The organism is Corallococcus praedator (assembly GCF_003612125.1).
Lineage (GTDB): Bacteria > Myxococcota > Myxococcia > Myxococcales > Myxococcaceae > Corallococcus > Corallococcus praedator.
Genome location: NZ_RAWI01000142.1, coordinates 1 through 20,807 on the forward strand (window position 1 = coordinate 1; position 20,807 = coordinate 20,807).

At 70.2% G+C, this 20,807-nt stretch carries 20 protein-coding genes; 10 read left to right on the top strand and 10 right to left on the bottom strand.

The window, feature by feature from the left end; translation table 11 throughout:
* On the top strand, positions 1-839 hold an 839-nt coding region (locus D7Y13_RS19370; RefSeq protein ID WP_244222359.1), incomplete at its 5' end, for a tRNA threonylcarbamoyladenosine dehydratase.
* Between the two features lie 16 nt (positions 840-855).
* On the opposite strand, the gene D7Y13_RS19375 is transcribed toward D7Y13_RS19370, so the two are convergent.
* On the bottom strand, positions 856-1,821 hold the full coding sequence (locus tag D7Y13_RS19375; RefSeq protein ID WP_120584785.1) for a PD-(D/E)XK nuclease family protein: 966 nt from the start codon (positions 1,819-1,821) through the stop codon (positions 856-858).
* A 140-nt stretch (positions 1,822-1,961) separates the two neighbouring features.
* Between D7Y13_RS19375 and mutY the strand changes: the two genes are divergently transcribed.
* Both mutY and D7Y13_RS19385 read left to right on the top strand, forming a co-directional pair.
* Complete coding sequence (gene mutY, locus D7Y13_RS19380) at positions 1,962-3,155, top strand: A/G-specific adenine glycosylase (RefSeq protein ID WP_120584784.1); 1,194 nt, start codon at positions 1,962-1,964, stop codon at positions 3,153-3,155.
* A 198-nt stretch (positions 3,156-3,353) separates the two neighbouring features.
* Positions 3,354-3,578, top strand: a complete 225-nt coding sequence (locus D7Y13_RS19385; RefSeq protein WP_120536652.1) for a DUF2934 domain-containing protein — start codon at positions 3,354-3,356, stop codon at positions 3,576-3,578.
* Positions 3,579-3,600: 22 nt separating this feature from the next.
* Here the strand turns inward: D7Y13_RS19385 and D7Y13_RS19390 are convergent, their stop codons facing one another.
* The 3 genes from D7Y13_RS19390 to D7Y13_RS19400 form a co-directional block, all read right to left on the bottom strand.
* Positions 3,601-4,695, bottom strand: coding sequence for a uroporphyrinogen decarboxylase/cobalamine-independent methonine synthase family protein (locus D7Y13_RS19390; protein ID WP_120584783.1), 1,095 nt, complete (start codon positions 4,693-4,695; stop codon positions 3,601-3,603).
* Between the two features lie 65 nt (positions 4,696-4,760).
* On the bottom strand, positions 4,761-8,276 hold the full coding sequence (gene metH, locus D7Y13_RS19395; RefSeq protein WP_120584782.1) for a methionine synthase: 3,516 nt from the start codon (positions 8,274-8,276) through the stop codon (positions 4,761-4,763).
* A complete protein-coding gene (locus D7Y13_RS19400) occupies positions 8,273-9,169 on the bottom strand; it encodes an ArsR/SmtB family transcription factor (RefSeq protein WP_120536655.1) in 897 nt (298 codons plus the stop codon). Before D7Y13_RS19400 ends, metH begins: the two co-directional genes overlap by 4 nt.
* Before the next feature lie 99 nt (positions 9,170-9,268).
* On the opposite strand from D7Y13_RS19400, the gene D7Y13_RS19405 reads away from it, so the two are divergent.
* Both D7Y13_RS19405 and D7Y13_RS19410 read left to right on the top strand, forming a co-directional pair.
* Positions 9,269-10,147 carry a patatin-like phospholipase family protein gene (locus D7Y13_RS19405; protein WP_120536656.1) on the top strand — a complete coding sequence of 293 codons (879 nt, stop codon included), beginning with the start codon at positions 9,269-9,271 and terminating at the stop codon, positions 10,145-10,147.
* Positions 10,148-10,276: 129 nt separating this feature from the next.
* Positions 10,277-11,878 carry a S8 family serine peptidase gene (locus D7Y13_RS19410; RefSeq protein WP_120536657.1) on the top strand — a complete coding sequence of 534 codons (1,602 nt, stop codon included), beginning with the start codon at positions 10,277-10,279 and terminating at the stop codon, positions 11,876-11,878.
* A gap of 78 nt (positions 11,879-11,956) precedes the next feature.
* Here the strand turns inward: D7Y13_RS19410 and D7Y13_RS19415 are convergent, their stop codons facing one another.
* The 3 genes from D7Y13_RS19415 to D7Y13_RS19425 all read right to left on the bottom strand — a co-directional run bounded on the left by D7Y13_RS19415 (position 11,957) and on the right by D7Y13_RS19425 (position 13,715).
* Entirely contained in the window at positions 11,957-12,406 is a 450-nt protein-coding gene (locus tag D7Y13_RS19415; RefSeq protein ID WP_120536658.1) for a CoA-binding protein, read from the bottom strand.
* Positions 12,403-13,275, bottom strand: coding sequence for a hypothetical protein (locus D7Y13_RS19420; RefSeq protein ID WP_341870426.1), 873 nt, complete (start codon positions 13,273-13,275; stop codon positions 12,403-12,405). The genes D7Y13_RS19415 and D7Y13_RS19420 overlap by 4 nt, the downstream gene beginning before the upstream one ends.
* A gap of 122 nt (positions 13,276-13,397) precedes the next feature.
* On the bottom strand, positions 13,398-13,715 hold the full coding sequence (locus D7Y13_RS19425) for a DUF2795 domain-containing protein (protein WP_120536660.1): 318 nt from the start codon (positions 13,713-13,715) through the stop codon (positions 13,398-13,400).
* A gap of 205 nt (positions 13,716-13,920) precedes the next feature.
* Here D7Y13_RS19425 and D7Y13_RS19430 point away from each other — a divergent pair, with 205 nt between their 5' ends.
* From D7Y13_RS19430 to D7Y13_RS19445, 4 genes are all read left to right on the top strand, one after another.
* On the top strand, positions 13,921-15,513 hold the full coding sequence (locus tag D7Y13_RS19430) for a YiiX/YebB-like N1pC/P60 family cysteine hydrolase (protein WP_120584781.1): 1,593 nt from the start codon (positions 13,921-13,923) through the stop codon (positions 15,511-15,513).
* Between the two features lie 9 nt (positions 15,514-15,522).
* On the top strand, positions 15,523-15,798 hold the full coding sequence (locus tag D7Y13_RS19435) for a hypothetical protein (protein ID WP_120537812.1): 276 nt from the start codon (positions 15,523-15,525) through the stop codon (positions 15,796-15,798).
* 84 nt (positions 15,799-15,882) lie between these two features.
* Positions 15,883-16,707: a SirB1 family protein gene (locus tag D7Y13_RS19440; RefSeq protein ID WP_120537818.1), complete on the top strand. Its 825-nt coding sequence runs from the start codon at positions 15,883-15,885 to the stop codon at positions 16,705-16,707.
* A 42-nt stretch (positions 16,708-16,749) separates the two neighbouring features.
* Positions 16,750-17,328: an NUDIX hydrolase gene (locus D7Y13_RS19445; RefSeq protein WP_120584780.1), complete on the top strand. Its 579-nt coding sequence runs from the start codon at positions 16,750-16,752 to the stop codon at positions 17,326-17,328.
* A gap of 37 nt (positions 17,329-17,365) precedes the next feature.
* Here the strand turns inward: D7Y13_RS19445 and moaC are convergent, their stop codons facing one another.
* Genes moaC through trxB form a run of 3 tightly spaced genes read right to left on the bottom strand, consistent with a single transcriptional unit; the run spans position 17,366 to position 20,065 of the window.
* Positions 17,366-17,875, bottom strand: a complete 510-nt coding sequence (gene moaC, locus D7Y13_RS19450) for a cyclic pyranopterin monophosphate synthase MoaC (RefSeq protein WP_120584779.1) — start codon at positions 17,873-17,875, stop codon at positions 17,366-17,368.
* Positions 17,872-19,059, bottom strand: a complete 1,188-nt coding sequence (locus tag D7Y13_RS19455) for a trans-sulfuration enzyme family protein (protein WP_120584778.1) — start codon at positions 19,057-19,059, stop codon at positions 17,872-17,874. Before D7Y13_RS19455 ends, moaC begins: the two co-directional genes overlap by 4 nt.
* A gap of 40 nt (positions 19,060-19,099) precedes the next feature.
* Positions 19,100-20,065: a thioredoxin-disulfide reductase gene (trxB, locus tag D7Y13_RS19460; RefSeq protein ID WP_120537816.1), complete on the bottom strand. Its 966-nt coding sequence runs from the start codon at positions 20,063-20,065 to the stop codon at positions 19,100-19,102.
* An 81-nt stretch (positions 20,066-20,146) separates the two neighbouring features.
* Between trxB and D7Y13_RS19465 the strand changes: the two genes are divergently transcribed.
* A complete protein-coding gene (locus D7Y13_RS19465; RefSeq protein WP_120537817.1) occupies positions 20,147-20,605 on the top strand; it encodes a cyclic nucleotide-binding domain-containing protein in 459 nt (152 codons plus the stop codon).
* Positions 20,606-20,807: the final 202 nt, after the last annotated feature.

The following is a 20,807-nucleotide window of genomic DNA, read 5'->3' on the forward strand; positions in this document are numbered from 1 at the left end:
CGGCCGCTCCGAACGCCGTCGTCGAGCCGTCGCTCGCGAAGCCCTTCAAGCTGTCGCGGCGCTTCGACCGGACGGCGCGCCTCCTGGGCGACAACGCCATGGAGCGGCTGGCCAACTCGCACGTGGTGGTGTTCGGCCTGGGCGGCGTGGGCAGCTTCACCGCGGAGGGCCTGGTGCGAAGCGGCGTGGGCCGGCTGACGCTGGTGGACCACGACGACGTCTGCGTCACCAACACCAACCGCCAGCTGCACGCGACGGTGAAGGCGGTGGGCAAGTCCAAGGCGGAGCTGATGGCGCAGCGCTGCCTGGAGATCAACCCGCAGGCGAAGGTGGAAGCGCTGCGCGAGTTCTACCGCGAGGAGCTGGCGGAGACGCTGCTGCCCGCGGGCCGCTACGACTTCGTGGTGGACGCCATCGACAACGTGAAGGCGAAGCTGCACCTGCTGCACCGGTGCGTGACGCTGGGCCTGCCGGTGGTCAGCTCCATGGGCGCGGCGGGCCGCCTGGACCCGACGGCCATCCGCGTGGAGGACCTGTGCGAGACGCACATGGACCCGTTCGCCAAGGACATCCGCAAGCTGCTCAAGCGCAAGTACGGCGTGGAGACGGAGCGCCACACGGGTATCACCGCCGTGTACTCCATCGAGACGCGGCGCCAGCCCGTCGCCCTCAACTACGACGACGCCACCGACGGCTTCCTGTGCGTCTGCCCGCAGGACAACGAGTTCCACACCTGCGACCACCGCACGCAGATTGACGGCAGCGTGGCGTTCGTCACCTCCGCGTTCGGCATGAACGCGGCGGGCGTGGTGGTGCGCCGGCTGGCCGCGACGCGGTAGGGTTCGGGCCCGGGGGTCAGGCCACGCGCGGACGCACTTCCGCCACCGCCGCCTCACGGCCACACGGGCGGCGGAAGACGCAGCGCGCGCAGGCGCTGAGGTTGTCCGTCTGGGGGAAGGCCTCCGCCCCCTTGGGCGTGTTGGCGGCCGGATCCACGAGCAGCGCCCGCATCCCCGCCACGCTCTTCGCGAAGTGCTGGTGGAACAGGTCCATGGCGGAAGGGTCCACCGCCACGTCGTGCTCCAGGCCCTCGTTCAGGTACACCAGCGACGCTCTCACCTTCTCCAGCGGGTAGCGGTAGCGCTGGGAGATGTAGAGCGCGTAGCCCAGCACCTGCTCGTCGTAGCCCTCGCGCGAGCGGCCCGTCTTCCAGTCCACCACCACGACAGAGCCCGCGTCGTCCACGTAGGCGAAGTCCGGGATGGCGAAGACCTTCACGCCTTCATGGGTGAAGTGCGCGAAGTCGAAGCCCGCGTCCACCTCCAGCCACTGCGGCTGCTTGAGCCCCTTGGCGATGCCGGGCCAGCGCGACTGGAAGAACCACGCGAGCGCCGAGCGCACCGTTTCGAAGTTCTGCTTCCAGGCCTCGTTGGGCACTTCCTCCGCGTACTCGTGCTCCGCGAGGCCGGTGAAGGGCTTGCGGTACTTCTGCGACCAGTACGCCTTGGAGCGCGAGTGCCGGAAGTCGTCCTGCATCAGCTTGTGCGCGCGGGCCTCCACGGCCTTGGGGTCCACCTCGCGGCCGGCGCGCCAGTCCAGCAGCACGTCCTTGAGGGCCTCGTGCACGATGCTGCCCGCCCACGTGTAGCGGTTGGACAGCTTCTTGAGCACGTACAGCTCGCGCACATCGCGCGCGGCGTCCGCCTCCCAGCCGCCCCAGGAGCGGTAGTAGTAGAGGTAGTAGGCCCGGAGGCACTCGGAGAACTTCTCGTGGCGGCTCTTGGACCAGGAGAAGTCGTTGTGGAGGGGAGGACGGGCCATGGACTCGGCGCATCCTATAGACGATCGCCCGTCCCGCCAGAAGGCCGACGAGCGGAGAGGCAACCGCCTGGAATGTGGAAACACGCAGGCCCCACCCGACCGTACGGGTATGGTGTCCGCCAGCCACCGCCCACCATCCCATGAGCCCACGCAAGCGCACCGACAGCGGAGCCCTTCCCCCTCCTGTCACCCCTGAGCGACACGCCGCCCTGCGCGGCCCACTGCTCTCCTGGTACGACCGCAACAAGCGCGACCTGCCCTGGCGCCGCACCCGCGACCCGTACGCCATCTGGCTCAGCGAGGTCATGCTCCAGCAGACCCAGGTGTCCACCGTCATCCCGTACTGGGAGCGTTTCCTCGCGCGCTTTCCCACGGTGAAGGCCCTGGCCGCGGCGCCCCTGGACGACGTGCTCTCCGGCTGGAAGGGCCTGGGCTACTACACCCGCGCGCGCAACCTGCACCGCGCCGCGCAGGAGGTGGTGGAGCGCTTCGGCGGGAAGTTCCCCCCGACGGCGGAAGAGCTCATCACCCTGCCCGGCTTCGGCCGCTACACCGCCGGGGCCGTGGCCTCCATCGCCTTCGGTGAGCCCGCGCCCATCGTGGATGGCAACGTCGCCCGCGTGCTGTCGCGCCTGTTCGAAGTGGAAGGCCTGCCCGGGGACCGCGACCGCGAGGCCACGCTGTGGGCCCTGGCCACGGAGCTTGCGAAGGGCGAGCGCCCCGGCGACTTCAACCAGGCGCTGATGGAGCACGGCGCCACGACGTGCCGTCCGGAATCGCCGCTGTGCCTGCTGTGCCCCGTGCGCGACGGCTGCTTCGCGTACCGCAAGGGCCGCGTGCATGAGCTGCCCCCGGCCAAGGTGCGCGCCGCGCCCCGGAAGCTGTTCCTGGCGCTGGCGGTGTGGCCGCACGCGGGCACGCTCTTGTTCGCCCGACGCGCGGACAAGGGACTCTTCGGCGGCCTCTGGGAGCTGCCCGCCGTGGAGGTGGAAGAAGACACGCCGGAGGCCGAAGCCCTCCAGCGACTGTCCACCACGCTGGGCGCGACGCTCACGCTGGAGGGAACGCTGGACAGCGTGCGCCGGCAGCTCACCCACCGCGACCTCACGCTGCGCCTCCTGCGCGTGTCGGGCGGACCGCGCCCCACGAAGTCGCCCGCGTTCCAGGAGCTGCGGTGGTGCACGCCGCAGGAAGCGGAGGCGCTGGGCATGAGCACCGCGATGCAGCGCGCGCTGGACGCGGTGCTGGGCCATGGCGTGTTGACAGGCGATGCGCCCGCGCCCGCGAAGAAGAAGGCCGCGGGACGCACCACCAGGAAGGCGACCGGGGGCTGAGCCGGCAGGCGCCCTTGAGGCGCGGACCGACGGTACGGATGCGCTTCACGAAGGGACTTCCCACCTGCCGGGGCGCGTCCATCCCTCAACACAAGGCGGTGGACGGTGTCGCACCGACAACCTCCTACGCGCGGGGTCACTTCCGTGTCACGGGGTGCGGCCTGAAGCTTCGGGCCGCCTTTCCCAGGAGGAGCGCCCATGGCCCGTCAGAACACGCAGAAGACGCCGCAGCCCCCGGCCCCGAAGTCCACGCCGGAGCGGACCCAGGACAAGCCGGCCGCGAACGCGTCCGCGAGCACTCCCACGAACGAGCAGATCGCCCGGCGCGCCTTCGAAATCTACCAGGCCCGGGGCGGCACCCACGGCAGCTCCGAACAGGATTGGTTCCAGGCCGAGCGCGAGCTGAAGCTCGGCCGTCAGTAGCGCGTCGTCGGACGGCCGCGCCTCAGTGCGCGTGCGTCGGTCCCTGCACGGCCGGGCGCTCGAGTTCGAGCGCCCGCTTCAACCGGCGCTGCGACTGCTTCAACTCCTCCAGGATGCGCTCGGCGTCCACCACCGAGCGCATCGCGAGCCCGCACGCGGGCGTCAGCAGCACCGTGGACACCGCCTGCGCGAAGCCGATGCCCTGGGGCAGCGCCGCCTTCAGCGACGCCTCCACGGAGTCCGCCAGCTCCTCCACCGAATACGTGGACGCCAGGTCCGTGGGGATGACGCCCAGGCTGAACGTCGCGCCGGAGGCGAGGAAGCGCTCCAGCGCCTCGCGCTCCTCCAGCATCGCGTCCAGCGACAGCCGCACGTCCAGGGACACCAGGTCCGCCTGCGCGTCCAGGAGCACGCCCCAGTCCGTGTTGCCGCAGCAGTGGATGCCCACGAGCGCGCCCTCTCGCTGCAGGGCCACCACCAGCAGGCGCAGTTCCTGCTGCGCCAGCAGGTGCTGCGGGTTCATCTTCACGTAGGCGTAGAGGCCCGGCTCATCCAGGTAGAACAGCGGCGTGGTGCCAGTGCGCTTCAGGGCGCGCACCATCGCCAGCGCGCGCACCATCACCAGCCGGTAGAACGCGTCGTCCAGGCCGGGCACCGTCAGCACCGGCTCCCCCGTCGTGGTGCGCACCACCGAGCGGACCGTGAAGGGCCCGGACAGCTGCGCCTTCGCGAACGCGAGCTTGCGGTGCTCCACCTCCCACAGGAAGGGCCTCCACGCGCGGCACGCTTCCGGGGTGGGCTCGAAGGCCTCCAGGTTCCCGGACGCCAGCGCCTGCTCCAGCTTCGCCTCGAAGGCCGCGCGGCCCGCGGTCCATTCCGCCACGTCCACCGTGCAGACGCCGTCCTCGTCGAAGCGCAGGCCCGGCAGGCCCTCCAGCGCGGCGGGAATCATCAGCTCCCCGGGGTGCCCCACGGGAAGCTGCGGCAGGAACGGGATGTCCATGGCGAGCGCGGCCTGCAGCCCCAGCTCCACCTGGGTGTGCGGCAGGCTGCCGATGCCCGTGGTGGCACACGCGGGCAGGAGCTGGACGGCGCGACGGATGGTGGGCGAAGGCATGGGGGCAATCTAACCCTTCCGGTGGAACAGGGCCCGGGGTTCTCCATCCGCCCGGGCCCGACGCGTCAGGTCACGGAGAAATACGTGGCGCCCGGGTGGTGGAAGACGATGGCGGACACGCTCGCCTCGGGCTCCATCATGCAGCCGTCGGTGAGCTGCACGCCGATCTCCTCCGGCTTGAGCGCGGCGAACAGCTTCGTCTGGTCCTCCAGCCGGGGGCACGCCGGGTAGCCGAACGAGTAGCGCTTGCCGGTGTACTCCGCGCGGAAGCGCTCCAGCATCGTCATCTCCGCCCGGTCCGGAAAACCCCACATGCTGCGCAGCTGCGTGTGCAGCAGCTCCGCGTAGCCCTCCGCCGTCTCCAGCGCCAGCGCCTGCACCGCGTGCATCTTGAGGAACTCGCCCTTCGCCTTGAAGCCCTCCGCCAGCTCGCGGATGCCCGAGCCCGCGGTGGTGACGAACATCGCCACCGCGTCCACCGGCTTGCCGTTCTCCAGCGGCTTCACGTAGTCGGACAGGCACAGGCCGTTGTCCTTGTCCTGGCGCGGGAAGTCGAAGGTCGTGACGGGCTCGCCCGTGGTGCCGTCGAAGAGGAGCACGCGGTCGCCTTCGCTCGCGGCCTTGTAGAACTGGAACACGGAGCGCGCATGCATCACGCCGCCCCGGAGCAGCGTCTTCAGCTCCTCCACCGCGTCCTTCAGCGCCAGCGCCTTGCGCCCCTCCTCCGTCTTCGCGAGCTCCGCCTCCGCCGGGGTGCCCAGCGCGCGCGACGACGTGCGCAGGCCCAGGTGCCGGCCGTACAGCATCACCGGGTTGATGAACTTCCAGATGTGATCCAACGGCGTGTTGGTGAGCACGTGCCGAGCGAAGTCCGGCGCGGGCGGCACCGAGGCCAGCACCGGCACCTCCGTGCTGCGCGGGCGTCGCACCGGGGCGGCGGGCGCGGGGCGCTCCTTCACCTCCTGCGCGAGCTTGAGGCGGCGCGCGGCCAGGTCGTCGCGCAGCTTCGAGTGCGCCGCGGGTTCGACAATCTGCTTCGCCAGCTCCAGGCCGTTCATCGCGTCCTGGGCGTAGGCCACCGTGCCGCCGCCGTAGGCCGGGGCGATGTTGCGGTCCACGAAGTTGCGGCTGAGCGCGGCGCCGCCCACCAGGATGGGCACCTCCACGCCCGCGCGCTTGAGGTCCTCCGCCGTCGCCACCATCTGGTGCGCGCTCTTCACCAACAGGCCCGACAGCCCGAGGATGTCCGGCTGGTGCTCCTTCACCGCCTTCACCAGCTGCTCGGGCGGGACCTTGATGCCCAGGTTCACCACCTGGAAGCCGTTGTTGGCGAGGATGATCTCCACCAGGTTCTTGCCGATGTCGTGCACGTCGCCCTTCACCGTGGCGAGGACGATCTTCCCGCGCGACGCCGCCTGGGTCTTGCTCATGTGCGGCTCCAGGTGGCCCACCGCGGCCTTCATCGACTCCGCGCTCTGGAGCACCTCCGCGACGATGAGCTCGTTGGCGCCGAAGAGGCGGCCCACCTCGTCCATGCCCTTCATCAGCGGCCCGTTGATGATCTCCAGGGGCGGCATCTCCTTCATCGCCAGGTCCAGGTCCGCGAAGAGGCCGTCACGCGTGCCCTCGATGATGTAGCGCTGCAGCCGCTCATTCAGCGGCAGGCTGCTCACCTGCGCCCGCGCGGGCTTGCGCTCGCGGAAGTGCGCCGCGAAGGGCGTCACCGGGTCCGCGCCCCGGTTGTAGAGCAGGTCCTCCGACAGCCGGCGCTCCTCCTCCGGAAGGGACGGGTAGCGCTCCAGCTTCTCCGAGTTGACGAGCGCCATGTCCAGGCCCGCCTGCACGCAGTGGTACAGGAACACGGAGTTGAGCACCTCGCGGCCCGCGGTGGGCAGGCCGAAGGACACATTGCTGATGCCCAGCACCGTGCGGCACTGCGGGAAGCGCTGCTTGATGAGGCGCACGCCTTCAATGGTCTGCACGCCGCTGCCGGTGTACTGCGCGTCGCCGGAGGCGCAGGGGAACACGAGCGGGTCGAAGTACAGGTCCTCCGCGCGCATGCCGTACTTCTTCGTCAGCAACTCGAAGCTGCGCTCGGCCACCGCCAGCTTGCGCTCGGCGGTGACGGCCATGCCGACCTCGTCGATGCAGCCCACCACCAGCGCCGCGCCGAACGCCTTCGCCAGCGGGACGACCTTCTCGAAGCGCTCCTCGCCGTCCTCCAGGTTGACGGAGTTGATGATGGCCTTGCCCTGGCAGTACGTGAGCGCCATGGCGATGACCTTCTCGTCCGTCGAGTCGATCATCAGCGGCACGCGCACCTTCTTCACGACCACGTCCAGGAACTGGCGCATGTCGTCCAGCTCATCCCGGTCCGGGTTCGCGAGGCAGATGTCGATGACCTGCGCCGCGCGGCGCACCTGGGCACGGGCGATTTCGGACGCGTCGTCGAACTGGCCCGCGACGATGAGCTCCTTGAACTTCTTGCTGCCGATGACGTTCGTGCGCTCGCCCACGATGATGGGGCGCTGCTCGTCCGTCACCTCCAGGTAGTCCACGCCGGACAGCGACGAGCGCGGCTTGGGCACCTCCGTGCGCGGCTTCAGACCCTTCACCATCGCGGCCAGCGCGTCGATGTGGCCCGCGTGCGTGCCACAACAGCCACCCACCACGTTGAGCCAGCCGTTGTCACAGAAGCGCTTGAGCGACCGGGCAATCATCTCCGGCGACTCCAGGTACTGACCGTTCTCATCCGGCAGGCCCGCGTTGGGCACGCACGACACCGGGAAGCCGCACATCGCGGACAGCGTGCGGATGTGGTCCGTCATGAAGTCCGGGCCGGTGGCGCAGTTGAGCCCCAGGTACAGCAGGTCCGTGTGCTCCAGCGACGTGGCCAGGCTCTCCACCGACTGGCCCGCGAGCATCGTGCCCATGGGCTCGATGGTGCCCGACACCGCCACCGGAATCGCCCAGCCCAGCTTGCGGAACGCCCGGTCGATGCCGATGAGCGCCGCCTTCACGTTGCGCGTGTCCTGCGCCGTCTCCACCAGCAGGTAGTCGGAGCCGCCCAGCGCCAGCCCCTCGGCCTGCACGGCGAAGTTGTCCACCAGCTCCTCGAACGTGATGCCGCCCGTGACGCTGATGGCCTTGGTGGTGGGACCGATGGAGCCCGCCACCCAGCGCATCCGGCCGTCCTTCGCCTCCGCGGCCCTGGCGGCGTTCAGCGCGAGGCGCGACGCGGCGATGTTGATCTCCATCGCCTTATGCCCCAGGTCGAACTCCGCCAGCACCACCGGCGTGCCGCCGAAGCTGTCCGTCTCCGTCACGTCCGCGCCCGCGGCGAAGTACTTCGCGTGGATGCCCTCGATGACGTCCGGGCGCGTGAGCACCAGGTTCTCGTTGCAGCCCTCGTACTCCGGGCCACCGAAGTCCGCCGCCACCAGGTTGTGGTTCTGCAGCAGCGTCCCCATGGCGCCATCCAGCACGAGGATGCGCTCACGCATCGCGGCCTTCAGGGCCTCCACGCGCAGGCCGTGCTCCCCGGGGGGCAGCGGCAGGGGGTGGGCAGGATGGCTCGTCATGATGGTTTGACTCCGGTGAGCAGGAAGACGCGGAAGGGACTGGCCCCGTCGCGCGCATGCGTCTCGCGGGTGAACGACGTGAAGCCGGCCTCGCGAAGGGCCGCTTCCAGGGTTTCGGGCGCGAAGCCCAGGTGCCGGTGTCCCAACCGCTCCAGCACCCACTTCTCTTCATGCGGCAACAACTCCAGCACCACCAGCCGACCGCCGGGCTTGAGCAGCCGTGCGGCTTCCGACACCACCGCCGCCGGCGACTCCACGTGGTGCAGGCTCTGCGAAATCACCACCAGGTCCATCCGCCCGCCCTGAAGCGACAGCCGGTGCAGGTCCTCGCGCAGGAACGTGATGTTGCTCAGCGACTCGCGCTGGGCATGCGCCTTCGCCTGGGCCAGCGCGTCCTCACTCTGGTCGATGGCCCACACGTGCTTCGCCCACCGCGCCAGCGCGCGGCTGAACACGCCCGTGCCGCAGCCGAAGTCCGCCACGTCCAGCGGCGGCAACAGCGACGCCAGCGCCCCCGCCCACAGGAACCACGACTGGCCGGGCTCCAGGAGCCGCTCGTTGAGCGCCTGCCGGTCCTCCCGAGCGCGCAGCAAATCATTGAGCCGGGCGGAGTCCCCCGCCGCGTCCTCCGCCTCGCGCGCCAGGCGGACGAGCGGCCAGCGCGTGTCATCCGATTCCAGCGCCAGCGAGTAGTAGGTAAAGCCCGCCTGCCGCTCCTCGCGGATGAGCCCCAGCCCCTTCAGCTTCGACAGGTGGTGCGACACCGACGACTGCGCCACCCCCACCAGCGACACCAGCTCCGTCACGTTCAACGGCGCCTGCGCCACCAGCCGGAGGATGCGCAGCCGGGTCGTGTCCCCCAGGACACGAAAGGATTGGGAGAGGACGTCCATATCGCCGCATCAACATATATCGATGCTCTGACTTCCACACAATCACCCCGGCGACGCAATGCGTTGCCTTCGGTCACACCCTTCCCGTAAAAATCCGTCATGACGCCCTCCTCCACGCTCCACTCCCTGCTCGAAGGCAAGCGCTTCGGGATGGTCCTCTCCGCGGGCTATTTCGGTTTCTACGGCCACGCGGGCTTCCTGAAGGGCCTGCACGGCGCCGGGCTGAAGCCCCACGCGTACGCGGGCACGTCCGCGGGCGGCATGGTGGCGGCGTACGCGGCGGCGGGCATGCCCATGGACCAGTTGGAGGAGCTGGTGCTGCGCCAGACGCGCGCGAACTTCTGGGACCCGGACCCCATTGGCGCGGTGCTCAACGTGGCGTCCGCGGGGCACGGCTTCACCGGCCTGCTCAAGGGCGAGCGCTTCCGGCGCCTCTTGGAGGACACGCTGCCGGTGCGCTCCTTCGAGGAGACGCCGCACCCGCTGCTGCTCACCGCCGCGAACCTCACCCACGGCACGCACCAGGTCTTCACCACCGGGGAGCTGGCGCCGCGCGTGCACGCCACCTGCGCCTATCCCGGCCTGTTCCGCGCGGTGCCCCTGGACGGCAACCTGTTCTGGGACGGCGGACTCGTGGACAAGGCGCCCGCGCTGTCGCTGCACGAGAGCGCCATTGGCAAGGACCTGGACGCCATCCTGGTGCACTTCCTGCCCAGCAAGACGCGCAAGGTGGTGGGCGGTCCCATGGCCTATCCACAGGGGCTGGCCGCCGGATCCGCCGCGCTCCGGCGCGACCACTTCCGCCTCCAGCTCACCGTGCTCCAGCAGCGCAACGTGCCCGTCTACGTCGTCGTCTCCAACCTGCCGCCCGTCACCCCCGCCACGCTGGAGCGCGGCTTCGACGCGTTGGACCAGGCCCGGCTCTCCGCGGAGCGCGCCCTGGCTCGGCCCCCGGTGCCCTTCGAACAGAGCACGTGAAACACATGCATCCCCCACGGCTTCAATGGGATGCGAATAAAACACCAGAACAGAAATGCCTGAATAACTCGACTTGAATGACAGACCGGCATGCGATGGTCGGGATGCTGTTCATCCCGGAGGAAGTCCATGCTGAAGTCGACGCTGTCCCTGCGCCCCCTGCGTGGCGCGGTCATGGCTGTGTCCCTGCTGGCGTTGGCCCCCGTCGCCGGTGCCGCGCCCAGGCTGGCGCCGCGTGCGCTGGCGCCCAAGCCGACGGGGCGTGAGCTGCCCGCGAAGACCTTCGTGGAGCGCCTGGTGGTGAAGTTCCACGAGGGCAGCCACGTGCGCCTGCGCGACGACGGCCTGCGCGTGCTGGCCTCGGAGCGGGGCGCCGCCGAGCGCGAGCTGTTGTCGGGCCTGCGCCTGGACGACGCGCGGGTGGAGGCGGACGTGGCGGAGGTGACGGCGCTGCTGGACCGCGCGCCGCGCATCGGTTCGCTGTCGCGCCTGATGCAGGCAGAAGAGGCGGCGCTGGACGCGAGCAAGCTGTCCGGTGAGGCGAAGGGCGGCCAGCAGCTGGCGGACCTCAACCTGTACTTCGAGGTCCCGCTCTTGCCGGGCACCACGGCGGAGGGCGTGGCGGAGCTGGTGGAGGCGCTCAACCGCGTGCAGAGCGTGGAGGCCGCGTACGCGCAGCCGCCCGCGGAGCCCGCGATGGTGAACTTCGGCATGGAGGCGGGGCTGCGCACGCTCCTGTCCGCGGCGGACATCTCGCCCACGACGCCGCTGTACCAGGCCAACCAGGGCTACCTGAACGCGGCGCCCTCCGGCATCAACGCGACGTATGCGTGGACGGTGAACGGCGGCCGGGGCACCAACGTGCGGTTCGTGGACATCGAGGGTGGCTGGCGCACCACGCACGAGGACTTCCCGTCGTTCTTCCGCGTGGGCGGCACGCAGTTCAGCGACCTGGGCTGGCGCAACCACGGCACCGCGGTGCTGGGTGAAATCATCGGCGCGTCCAACGGCTATGGCGTGACGGGCATCGCCAACCTGGCGACGCCGGGCGTGGAGGCCATTGGCGCGCAGAGCGCCGCGAGCGCCATCACCAACGCGGCGGGCGCGCTGGGCGCGGGCGGCATCATCCTGGTGGAGCTGCACGCGCAGGGCCCCGCGGACGGCACGGCGTGCACGTGCAACGCGGGCCAGTGCAACTACATCGCGATGGAGTACTGGCAGGCGGAGTACGACGCCGTCCGCAACGCGACCGCCAACGGCGTCATCGTGATTGAGGCGGCGGGCAACGGCAGCGCGAACCTGGACGCGGCGGCGTACGGCGGGCGATTCAACCCGGCCACGCGCGACTCCGGCGCCATCCTGGTGGGCGCGAGCACGGCCACCACCCGCGTGCCCATGTGCTGGACCAACTTCGGCGCGCGCGTGAACGTGCACGCCTGGGGCGAGTCCGTCGTCACCACCGGCTACGGCGACCGCTTCGGCACCGCCTACGGCGAGGACCAGTACTACACGTCCACGTTCAGCGGCACCTCCAGCGCGTCGCCCATCGTGGTGGGCGCCGCGGTCAGCGCGCAGGGCGTGGCGCGCGCCAACGGACGGCTCTTGACGTCCGTGCAGATGCGCGGCCTGCTGCGCAACAACGGCACCGCCCAGGCCGCCGACTCGCGCCAGATTGGCCCGCTGCCGGACCTGCAGAAGGCGCTGCCGAAGGTCATCTCCGGCAACTACTGAAGCACCGCCGCGAGGCCAAGGACAGGCCCTCCGGACCTTCGGGTGCGGGGGGCCTTCATCCAGCAGGAGGCCGTCCGCTCAGCGTCCGCTGTAGCGGCGGTGATCCACCATCAGGCAGCGGTCCTGCACCACGCGGATGCCCGCATCGGCCAGCCTCTTCGCCGCCGCGTCGTTGCGGATGCCGGACTGGAACCACACCGCCTTGGGCTTCTTCGCGAGGATGTCGTCCACGTGCTGGTCGATGTCCCCCGCGCGGCGGAACACGTCCACGAGGTCGATGTCGCCCGGGATGTCCACGAGCTTCCGGTACACGGGCTTGCCCAATATCTGCTTCGCGTCCGGGTAGTAGACGGGCACCGGCACCACGTCCACGCCCGCCTTCGCCAGGTACTCCGGCACGTAGTACGCGGGCTGTCCGGAGTGGTCCTCCGTCTTGATGCCCAGCACCGCCACCCGTCGCGCGTCCTGCACCACGCGCTTCACGCCCGCCTCGTCCTCGATGAGGTTCTGGTGCTCCCCGTGGCTCATGACCCTTCCTCCTGAAGCGTCTCCGCTTGCGATTCGGTGGTGAGCGTCAGCGTCCCGCCATCCACCACCGCGTTCACCTTCAACAGGCGGCGCACCGGGACGAACCGGCCCCAGGCGACCACCTGCTCTCCGTCACACGTCACGCCCTTGAGCAGCTCGGGCGAACCCGCCTCCGCCCACGTGGACCGCAGCTCCGCCGGCGCCTGCTCCGGCAGCGCGTCCAGACACTTGAGCGACAGCACCACCGCGTCGCCGAACATGGTGGGCCGCGTGCCCTGCACCGTGCGCTCCAGCAGATAGGCCCGCTCCACGCCGCCCACGTCGACGAAGTCCACCGCCCAGGTGCGCTGGCCTTCCACCAGGTTGCGCTGCAGGAGCCCCGCGTACTTCGCTTCCCATTCGCGGCGCGTCCGCGTCTCCAGCGCCTCCGGGGTGAAGAAGCGCTCCAGCTCCGGCAGCCCCGAACCCGCTGGCGCCACCTGCCGCAGCGCCTCCTGCGCGGCCTCCGGGCCCACGAGCTTCACGAAGGTGCCGTCCGCCGCCAGGTGCAGGCGCAGGGTGAAGCGCTCCAGCACGGCGCCGGGCAGCGACACCACGTCCTGACCGTCATGCACCTGCCGGGGGGTGCGCACCGCCTGGGCCACCCTCCAGCCACCGTCCGCGGGGCTGAAGCGCGTCTCGGTGGTGAACTCGGCCTGGTCCCGGACGTCCGGCTGCCCCGCGCGCTGGAAGGTGCGGGTGGCGCGCACGGACTCGGTGAGGAGGCGGTCCACGGGCGGCTTGAAGTCCAGACGCACCGGGGGCGGCAGCCCCGGCGCGGGGTTGAGCGGCGGATACCGGGACGAACACCCGGCGACCAGCGACAGCACGAGACAGCACCACGGGAGACCTGGACGCATGCGCTCGCGGACGCTGGCAGAAAGCCGGGGCGCCCGCGAGCGTCTTGCTGGTTCCAGGGGTGTGTGCCGTGAAAGCAAGGCGTCCGTTGGTGCTACGGGTGGCGGGTCTGTCCCTCCGGCGCGCCCTCCACGCGATCGCGCCCGATGTTGCGCCGGTCGCGGTCCACGCCGTCGTCGTCCTTGAGCCCGTTCATCGCGAAGCGGCGCTCCGCCTCCGCCAGGTCGCGCAGCACGTGGTCGCGCAGCATGTACTCCTTCTGGGGCAACGACTTGAGCAGGTTGATGACGTCGACCGGGGCGCCACTGTCACCGGCGGCCTCGACGAGCTCGTCCCGCGTCGCTGGATAATCCACGGAGTCCAGATGCGGGGTGATGGAGCGAGCCGGATCCTCCGCCTGTCCGTAAGCCATCGTGCCTTCCACCTTTCTTCTGCCCGGGCCTCCTGGCCCGGGCGACCGTTCAGGGAACAAAGTGGGGATGGCGCCCGCCCCGGGCCACCCTCGGGGTCGCTACCCCCTCAGACGCCGGGCGGGCCGGGGAGCGGCCGTCTTGCCCGGGTCCGCTTCAGGGTAGAGTCCCCCGCCGCGCCAACACCCGCTGGAGTCAGTCATCCCGATGTCCGCCGCTTCCCTGCTCATCGCCTGGCTCACGCTCGCCAGCCCCCCGGCCGAACCACCGTCCGCCACCGCGCCCGCCCAGGCCCCCCGCGACGTGTACGCGCTGGAGGAGGCCGCCTTCGTGGCCCAGGCGCGACGCGACCTGGAAGCGCTGCGGCTGGGCACCGAGGGCCTGCGCCGCGTGCGGGCGGAGGCGCTGCGCTCGCGCGAGCTGTACCGCCGCAAGCAGAGCGTGCCGTACACCCCGGACGAGAAGCAGTTGCTGGTGTCCACCTGGGCCGCCTTCTTCGACTGCTTCGTGTCCACGGAGGTGGTGCGCCAGCGCTACTGGGACTTCCTCAAGGTGCCCTCCCTCACCCAGCCGAAGAAGCACGCCTGGGGCTTCCTGCTGACCCACGCCGCGCTCGCCGCGGAGCTGTCCCAGGGCCTGCACTACGCGGACCTCACCGGAGGCCAGGCGCAGTTGGAGGTGCTGCTGGATGAGTCCGTCCCGGAGTACGGCCTGCCGCCGCGCGCCTTCGCCCACTTCAAGGAGAAGGTCCTCCACGTGGGCACCTCCACCCAGCTCTTCACGGGCGACGGCTACCGCGCGACGCTGCACCCCATCCTCGCGAAGGCCGGCGTGCTGGACGAGCCGGGCGTCCCCGCGCTGCTCCAGGCCATGCGGGCCGACAGCCAGGCCGCGCGCTCGCGGCTGCTCAAGCGCGGCCCGGTGCTGTTCGCCAAGGCCGTGGCGGACCTCACCCAGGACACCACCGCGCGCGCGGTGTTCCCGGTGCAGAAGACGGTGGCGGAGTGGATGGGCGACACGCGCGTGCACCGCGTGGGCAAGCCGCTCATCTCCCGCGAGCAGACGCTGAAGCTGGTGGAGCGGATGGCGCCGGGGGACATCCTGGTGGCGCGGCAGAACTGGTTCCTCTCCAACATCGGCCTGCCGGGCTTCTGGCCGCACGCGGAGCTCTACGTGGGCACGCCGAAGGACCTGGCCCTGGCGTTCGATGCGGATCCGGAGGTGAAGGCGTGGGTGGCCACCCTGCCCGGCCATCCCCAGACGTTCACCGGGCACCTGGCCCAGGCGTTCCCCGCCAAGTGGGCCGAGTACACCGGCAAGGACGCCCATGGGGATCCGCTGCGCATCATCGAGTCCATCAGCGAGGGCGTGAGCTTCACCGGCACGGAGCACGGCATGCACGTGGACTACCTGGGCGTGCTGCGCCCGCGCGTGCCTCCGGTGGACAAGGCCCGCGCCATCCTGCGCGCCTTCACCTTCCAGGGCCGTCCGTACGACTTCAACTTCGACTTCTTCTCCGACCAGACGCTGGTGTGCACGGAGCTCGTCTGGAAGGCGTATGCGCCCGCGAAGGACATGAAGGGCTTGAACATCCCCCTGGTGAACGTGGCCGGCCGGCGCACCCTGCCAGCGAATGAGATTGTCCGGGTCTTCGACGCCGAGTACGCAACGCCCGGACGGCAGTTCGACTTCGTCGGCTTCCTGGACGGGCGGGAGGCCCAGGGCGACGCCGTCGAAGCGAACGCCGAGGTCTTCCGTTACACCTACCGTCGGATGAAGTGGGACATCGCTCAGGAGTAGAGGCACACCATGACGGAAGACACGGCGAACCAGTTCCTGGACCTGGCCACCGCGCTCTATGAGCGGATGATTTCCCAGCAGCAGGCGAAGGTGCTGCGTCTGGCGCGCGAGGCGGTGCCCAACATCGGGCCGGAGGAGATGCGCAACCCGCACGACTTCCCTGAGCTGAAGGAGCACCCCTCCTTCGAGTTCGAGGATGGAATCCTGGCCGGACTGATTTCCGCCCACATGGCGCTCCGGGCGGAGATCAAGGGTCGCCTGCCTGCCATGCCTCCTGGGGCCTGACGCTCGGCTGCCTGCCTTTGCCGTAGGACCTTCCGTGGGTTACTGGTGCGCACCGTGAGCTTTCCCTCTGGATTCGGCCCGCCGCTGGCACGCGAGCGGCTGGTGTCTTCCCTGGCCGCGGATCCCCCGCGGCTGGACCTGGCGGCCCTGGCCATCGCGACGCTGGGTCGGGTGGACCTGGACGCCCCGGCGTGTCTGCACACGCTGGACGCGCTCGCGTGCCGGGTGCAGGTGGAGGCGGAGCGGCTCAGCGAGAAGGGCGAGGCCCTGGCCTCCCTGCGCGCCCTGCGCCACGTGCTGGCGGACATCGAGGGCTTCCGGGGCAACGAGGACGACTACCACGCCCCGGACAACAGCTTCCTGGACCGGGTGCTGGAGCGGAAGGTGGGGCTGCCGATTACCCTGTCGGTGCTCTACCTGGAGGTCGCGCGCCGCGCGGGCATCCCGCTGTACGGCGTCCCCTTCCCGGGGCACTTCCTGGTGGCGTGCGACGCGGGGGACCACAAGCTGGTGATGGATCCGTTCCACCACGGCGACATCCTCACGGAGCACGGGTGCGAGGAGCTGCTCAAGCGCGTGGCGCCGCAGCTCAAGTTCGACCGCTCCATGCTGGCGCCCGCGCCGGTGGAGCTCATCGCGTACCGGATGCTGTCCAACCTGCGCCGCGTGTACCTGGGGCGCGAGGACAGCGAGCAGGGACTGGCGGTGGTGGACCTGTTGCTCTTGCTGGCGCCGGACCATCCGGGAGAGCTGCGCACGCGGGCCGCGCTGCTCACCACGATGGGGGCCTTCCGCGCGGCGCTCAAGGACGTGGAGCGCTGCCTGGAGTTGTCGCCGGATGCGCCAGACCGGGAGCGGCTGGAGATGTCCGCGCGCGAGTTGCGCGAGCGGGCGGAGTTGTTGAACTGAACGCAGCGCTGTCTGGCGGCACGCCGGAAGGAAGCCCCCCGTATGTCGTCCTCCTCTGAACCGAAGGCGCCGAGTCTGAAGCCCTGGTTGCGCCTGCGCCGCGGGTTGGAGCACGACTTCGGCGTGGTGAAGGTGCGCGAGGACAAGGTGGTGGATCCGCGCACGCAGCAGGAGCACCCGCGCGTGCGGATGGAGTGCGCGGACTGGGTCAACGTCATCGCGGTGACGAAGCAGGACGCGCTGGTGATGGTGCGCCAGTTCCGCTTCGGCATCGACGCGCCGACGCTGGAGGTGCCCGGAGGCTGCATCGAACCGGGCGAGGACCCGGCGGTCGCCGCCGCGCGCGAGCTGGAAGAGGAGACGGGCTACCGCGCCGGCCGGCTGGAGTCGCTGGGCGCGGTGCACCCCAACCCGGCCTTCCAGCCCAACCGGTGCCACACGTTCCTGGCGCTCGACTGCGAGCGCGTGAGCGACGGGCATCAGGATGACGGTGAGGACATCGCCGTGGAGCTGCACCCGCGCGCGGACGTGCCCCGGCTCATCCTGGAGGGGCACATCACCCACTCGCTGGTGGTGGTGGCGTTCTTCATGGAGCGGCTTCGCGCGGAGGCGCGGCGCTAGGCGTTCGCGCTCCGGCGGCCCGTACTGAAGGACTGGATCAACGCGCGGCGCGGGGCCGGGACGTCTTGCGGCGGGACTTCGGGGCGGCGGGCTTCTTCACCGGAGCGGCTTCCGCCTCGCGCTCCCACGTGCCCGAGCGGCCCCCGGACTTGTGGTCCAACTGCACGGCCTCGATGACCATGCCCCGGTCCACGCTCTTGCACATGTCATAGACGGTGAGCGCCGCCGCGCACGCGGCCGTGAGCGCCTCCATCTCCACGCCCGTGCGGTCCACCGTCTTCACCCGCACGCGCACGTCCAGCCCTTCGTCCACGGGCGTGAGCGTCACCTCCACTCCCGCGAGCGCGATGGGGTGGCACAGGGGCACGAAGTCCGGGGTGCGCTTGGCGGCCATGATGCCCGCGAGCCGCGCCGCCGCGAGCACGTCCCCCTTCTCCACCTTCCCCGCGAGGATGCGCTCGCGCGTCGCGGGCAGCATCCGCAGGCGCGCCGTGGCCACCGCCACGCGCTCCGTCTTCGGCTTGTCACCGACATCCACCATCTTCACCGGCCGGCCCCCTTCGCCACGGCGGCGAGCAGGTCGTCCGCCACATCGTCCGGATCCTCCAGCCCCACGGACACGCGGATGAGGCTGTCGCGGATGCCCGCCTGGGCGCGCTCCTCGGGCGTCATCCGGCGCGCACTGGCGCTGGCCGCGTGCATCACCAGCGTGCCCACGTCCCCCAGCGACGGCCCGGGCTTGCACACCCGCAGCGCCTCCAGGAACCGGTCGCCCTCCTTCTGCCCCGCGCCCCGGATCTCAAACGCCACCATGGGCCCGAAGCCGCCCTCCAGCACCCGGCCCGCCACCGCGTGGTCCGGATGGGACGGCAGGCCCGGGTAGATGACCCGCTCCAGCAGCGGCGAATCCGACAGCCGCTTCGCCACATGAGCGGCGTGCTCGTTGTGGGCCTTCATGCGGACGGGCAGCGTGCGCAGGCCGCGCAGCGTGAGCCATGCCTCGAAGGGGCCCAGCACGTCCCCGGACAGGATGCGCGCCGAACGCAAGGGGTCCATCCGCGCCTTCGTGCCGCTCACCGTGCCGCCCAGCGCGTCGCTGTGGCCGTTGAGCCACTTGCTGGTGGACTGCACCGAGTAGTCCGCGCCCAGTTCCAGCGCGCGTTGCCCGAAGGGCGACGGGAAGGTCGCGTCCACCGCGAACACGCTGCCCGCGTCGCGGCACGCCTGGGCCAGCGCCCGGATGTCCGGCACGCGCAGCAGCGGATTGGAGATGCTCTCCGCCAGGACCATGCGCGGACGCCACTCGCGGATGCGCGCGGGTGCCTCCGGATCCGTCTGGTTCAGCGGCCGCAGCTCCACGCCCCAGCGGGCGCAGAGGTTCTTGTAGAGGAAGCGGGTGACGCCGTAGCCATCCGTCGGCATCACCAGCACGTCCCCGGCCTTCCACGGCTGCGCGTCGAAGAGCGAGCGCAGCGCGGCCATGCCGGAGGCGTACGCGACGCACGCCTCCGCCCCTTCCAGCGCCGCCACCGCCTCCTCCAGCAGCGCCGCGTTGGGCGCGCTGATGCGGGCGTAGGCGTAGTCCTTGCCGTCCAGCGCGTCCGACAGGTCATCGCTGCTGTCGAACCAGTTCACCGCCGCCGGGAAGATGGGCGGCATGACGGGCACCGCCTTGCTCCCGGTGAGCCGGGAGCCCGCGTGCACCGCCACCGTCTTCTGCTTCGTGCTCATGGACGTGTCTTCTCGCTGGAAGGCGGAGGCCTTGGAGGAACTACTCGCCCTGCTCGATGAGCCAGCGCTCCGCGTCGATGGCGGCCATGCAGCCCGTGCCCGCGGCGGTGATGGCCTGGCGGTAGTAGCTGTCCTGCACGTCACCGCAGGCGAAGACGCCGGGGATGTTGGTGCGGGTGCTGCCGGGAATCGTCTTCAGGTAGCCGCCCTGGTGCGTCTCCAGGATGCCCTGGAACAGCTCCGTGTTCGGCGTGTGGCCGATGGCGACGAACAGACCCGTCGCGGTGACGAGCTGGCTGTCGTTCGTCTTCAGGTTGCGCACGACGGCGCCCGTCATCCCCTTGTTGTTGCCCACCACCTCTTCCACCGCGGAGTTCCACAGGAAGGAGATCTTCGGGTTGTTGAGCGCGCGCTCCTGCATCACCTTGGAGGCGCGCAGGGAGTCACGGCGGTGGATGAGCGTGACGTGGTTGACGATCTTCGCCAGGTACGTGGCCTCTTCCATGGCCGTGTCGCCGCCGCCCACCACCAGCACGTCCTGCTTCTTGTAGAAGGCGCCGTCGCAGGTGGCGCACGCGGACACGCCGCGGTTCTTGTAGGTGTCCTCGCCCTTGACGTTGAGCCACTTGGCGGTGGCGCCCGTGGAGATGATGACCGTCTCCGAGCGCACCTGCATGCCGCTCTCGCTCTCCAGCAGGAAGGGCCGCTGGGAGAAGTCCACCTTGGTGATGTTCTCCATGTGCAGCGCGGTGCCGAAGCGCTCCGCCTGCTTCTGGAAGCGCTCCATCAGCTCCGGGCCGGTGATGGGCTCCGCGAAGCCGGGGTAGTTCTCCACGTCGGTGGTGACCATGAGCTGGCCGCCCGGCACGCGCTGGGGGTGCTCCAGGGTGGGGCCACCGGCGAACACCACGGGCTCCAGGTTGGCGCGCGCCGCGTAGATGGCGGCCGTGTAGCCCGCGGGGCCTGAACCGATGATGGTGACCTTCTGAATCTTGTCCTGCGACACGGCGCCTCCTGCGCTGATGCGTTTTCGGGCCCGGACGGTACCAGACGCCGTACTCCAGGCCATGATACGTACCTGGACCCCATGGATGCCGCTGTCCTCAAGAAGGTTGCGCTCTTCGAGGGTTTGACCCAGGGCCAGCTCGCCAAGGTCGCCCAGATTGCCCGGTCCCGGACCTACACCGCCGGCGACTTCGTCTTCCGCGAGGGAGACACCGGTCAGGACATGTTCATCCTCACCGACGGCAAGGTGCGCATTTCCAAATCCGTGCCGGGCATCGGGGAAGAGGCGCTCGCCATCCTCGAACCCGGCCAGTATTTCGGGGAGATGGCGGTCATCGAGGATTCACCCCGCTCCGCGGACGCCATCGCCCACAGTGGCTGCACGGTGTGGGTCATCGAGCGGGCGAAGCTGGACCAGCTCATGTTCACGGACAAGGACCTGGCCTACGTGCTCCTCTGGACGTTCGTCCGCACGCTGAGCGAGCGGCTTCGCGAGACGAACGACAAGATCAAGGGCTTCTTCGCCATCTCCCGCTTCTAGCGGTCAGGCACCTCCAGCCCCCGTCTCCTCGCGCGCCGAGAGTGCGGTTGGAGCACCGCTGTCCGTCCCGGGTCCGGGCCCCTTCGCGCGGGTCTGGACGGGCCTCACCCTATCCGCAGGAGTGGGAGGCCAGGGCACACGCCTTGCTCTTTCCCCGGCACGTGGAGGGAGGCGGGATGGAACAGGGCGGAGAGGCGTGGGA

Bases quoted from the DNA above. Each gene is read 5' to 3' on its own strand.
- D7Y13_RS19375 (WP_120584785.1), bottom strand. From the start codon at position 1,821: ATGGCCCGTCCTCCCCTCCACAACGACTTCTCCTGGTCCAAGAGCCGC.
- mutY (WP_120584784.1), top strand. From the start codon at position 1,962: ATGAGCCCACGCAAGCGCACCGACAGCGGAGCCCTTCCCCCTCCTGTC.
- D7Y13_RS19385 (WP_120536652.1), top strand. From the start codon at position 3,354: ATGGCCCGTCAGAACACGCAGAAGACGCCGCAGCCCCCGGCCCCGAAG.
- D7Y13_RS19390 (WP_120584783.1), bottom strand. From the start codon at position 4,695: ATGCCTTCGCCCACCATCCGTCGCGCCGTCCAGCTCCTGCCCGCGTGT.
- metH (WP_120584782.1), bottom strand. From the start codon at position 8,276: ATGACGAGCCATCCTGCCCACCCCCTGCCGCTGCCCCCCGGGGAGCAC.
- D7Y13_RS19400 (WP_120536655.1), bottom strand. From the start codon at position 9,169: ATGGACGTCCTCTCCCAATCCTTTCGTGTCCTGGGGGACACGACCCGG.
- D7Y13_RS19405 (WP_120536656.1), top strand. From the start codon at position 9,269: ATGACGCCCTCCTCCACGCTCCACTCCCTGCTCGAAGGCAAGCGCTTC.
- D7Y13_RS19410 (WP_120536657.1), top strand. From the start codon at position 10,277: ATGCTGAAGTCGACGCTGTCCCTGCGCCCCCTGCGTGGCGCGGTCATG.
- D7Y13_RS19415 (WP_120536658.1), bottom strand. From the start codon at position 12,406: ATGAGCCACGGGGAGCACCAGAACCTCATCGAGGACGAGGCGGGCGTG.
- D7Y13_RS19425 (WP_120536660.1), bottom strand. From the start codon at position 13,715: ATGGCTTACGGACAGGCGGAGGATCCGGCTCGCTCCATCACCCCGCAT.
- D7Y13_RS19430 (WP_120584781.1), top strand. From the start codon at position 13,921: ATGTCCGCCGCTTCCCTGCTCATCGCCTGGCTCACGCTCGCCAGCCCC.
- D7Y13_RS19435 (WP_120537812.1), top strand. From the start codon at position 15,523: ATGACGGAAGACACGGCGAACCAGTTCCTGGACCTGGCCACCGCGCTC.
- D7Y13_RS19445 (WP_120584780.1), top strand. From the start codon at position 16,750: ATGTCGTCCTCCTCTGAACCGAAGGCGCCGAGTCTGAAGCCCTGGTTG.
- D7Y13_RS19455 (WP_120584778.1), bottom strand. From the start codon at position 19,059: ATGAGCACGAAGCAGAAGACGGTGGCGGTGCACGCGGGCTCCCGGCTC.
- D7Y13_RS19465 (WP_120537817.1), top strand. From the start codon at position 20,147: ATGGATGCCGCTGTCCTCAAGAAGGTTGCGCTCTTCGAGGGTTTGACC.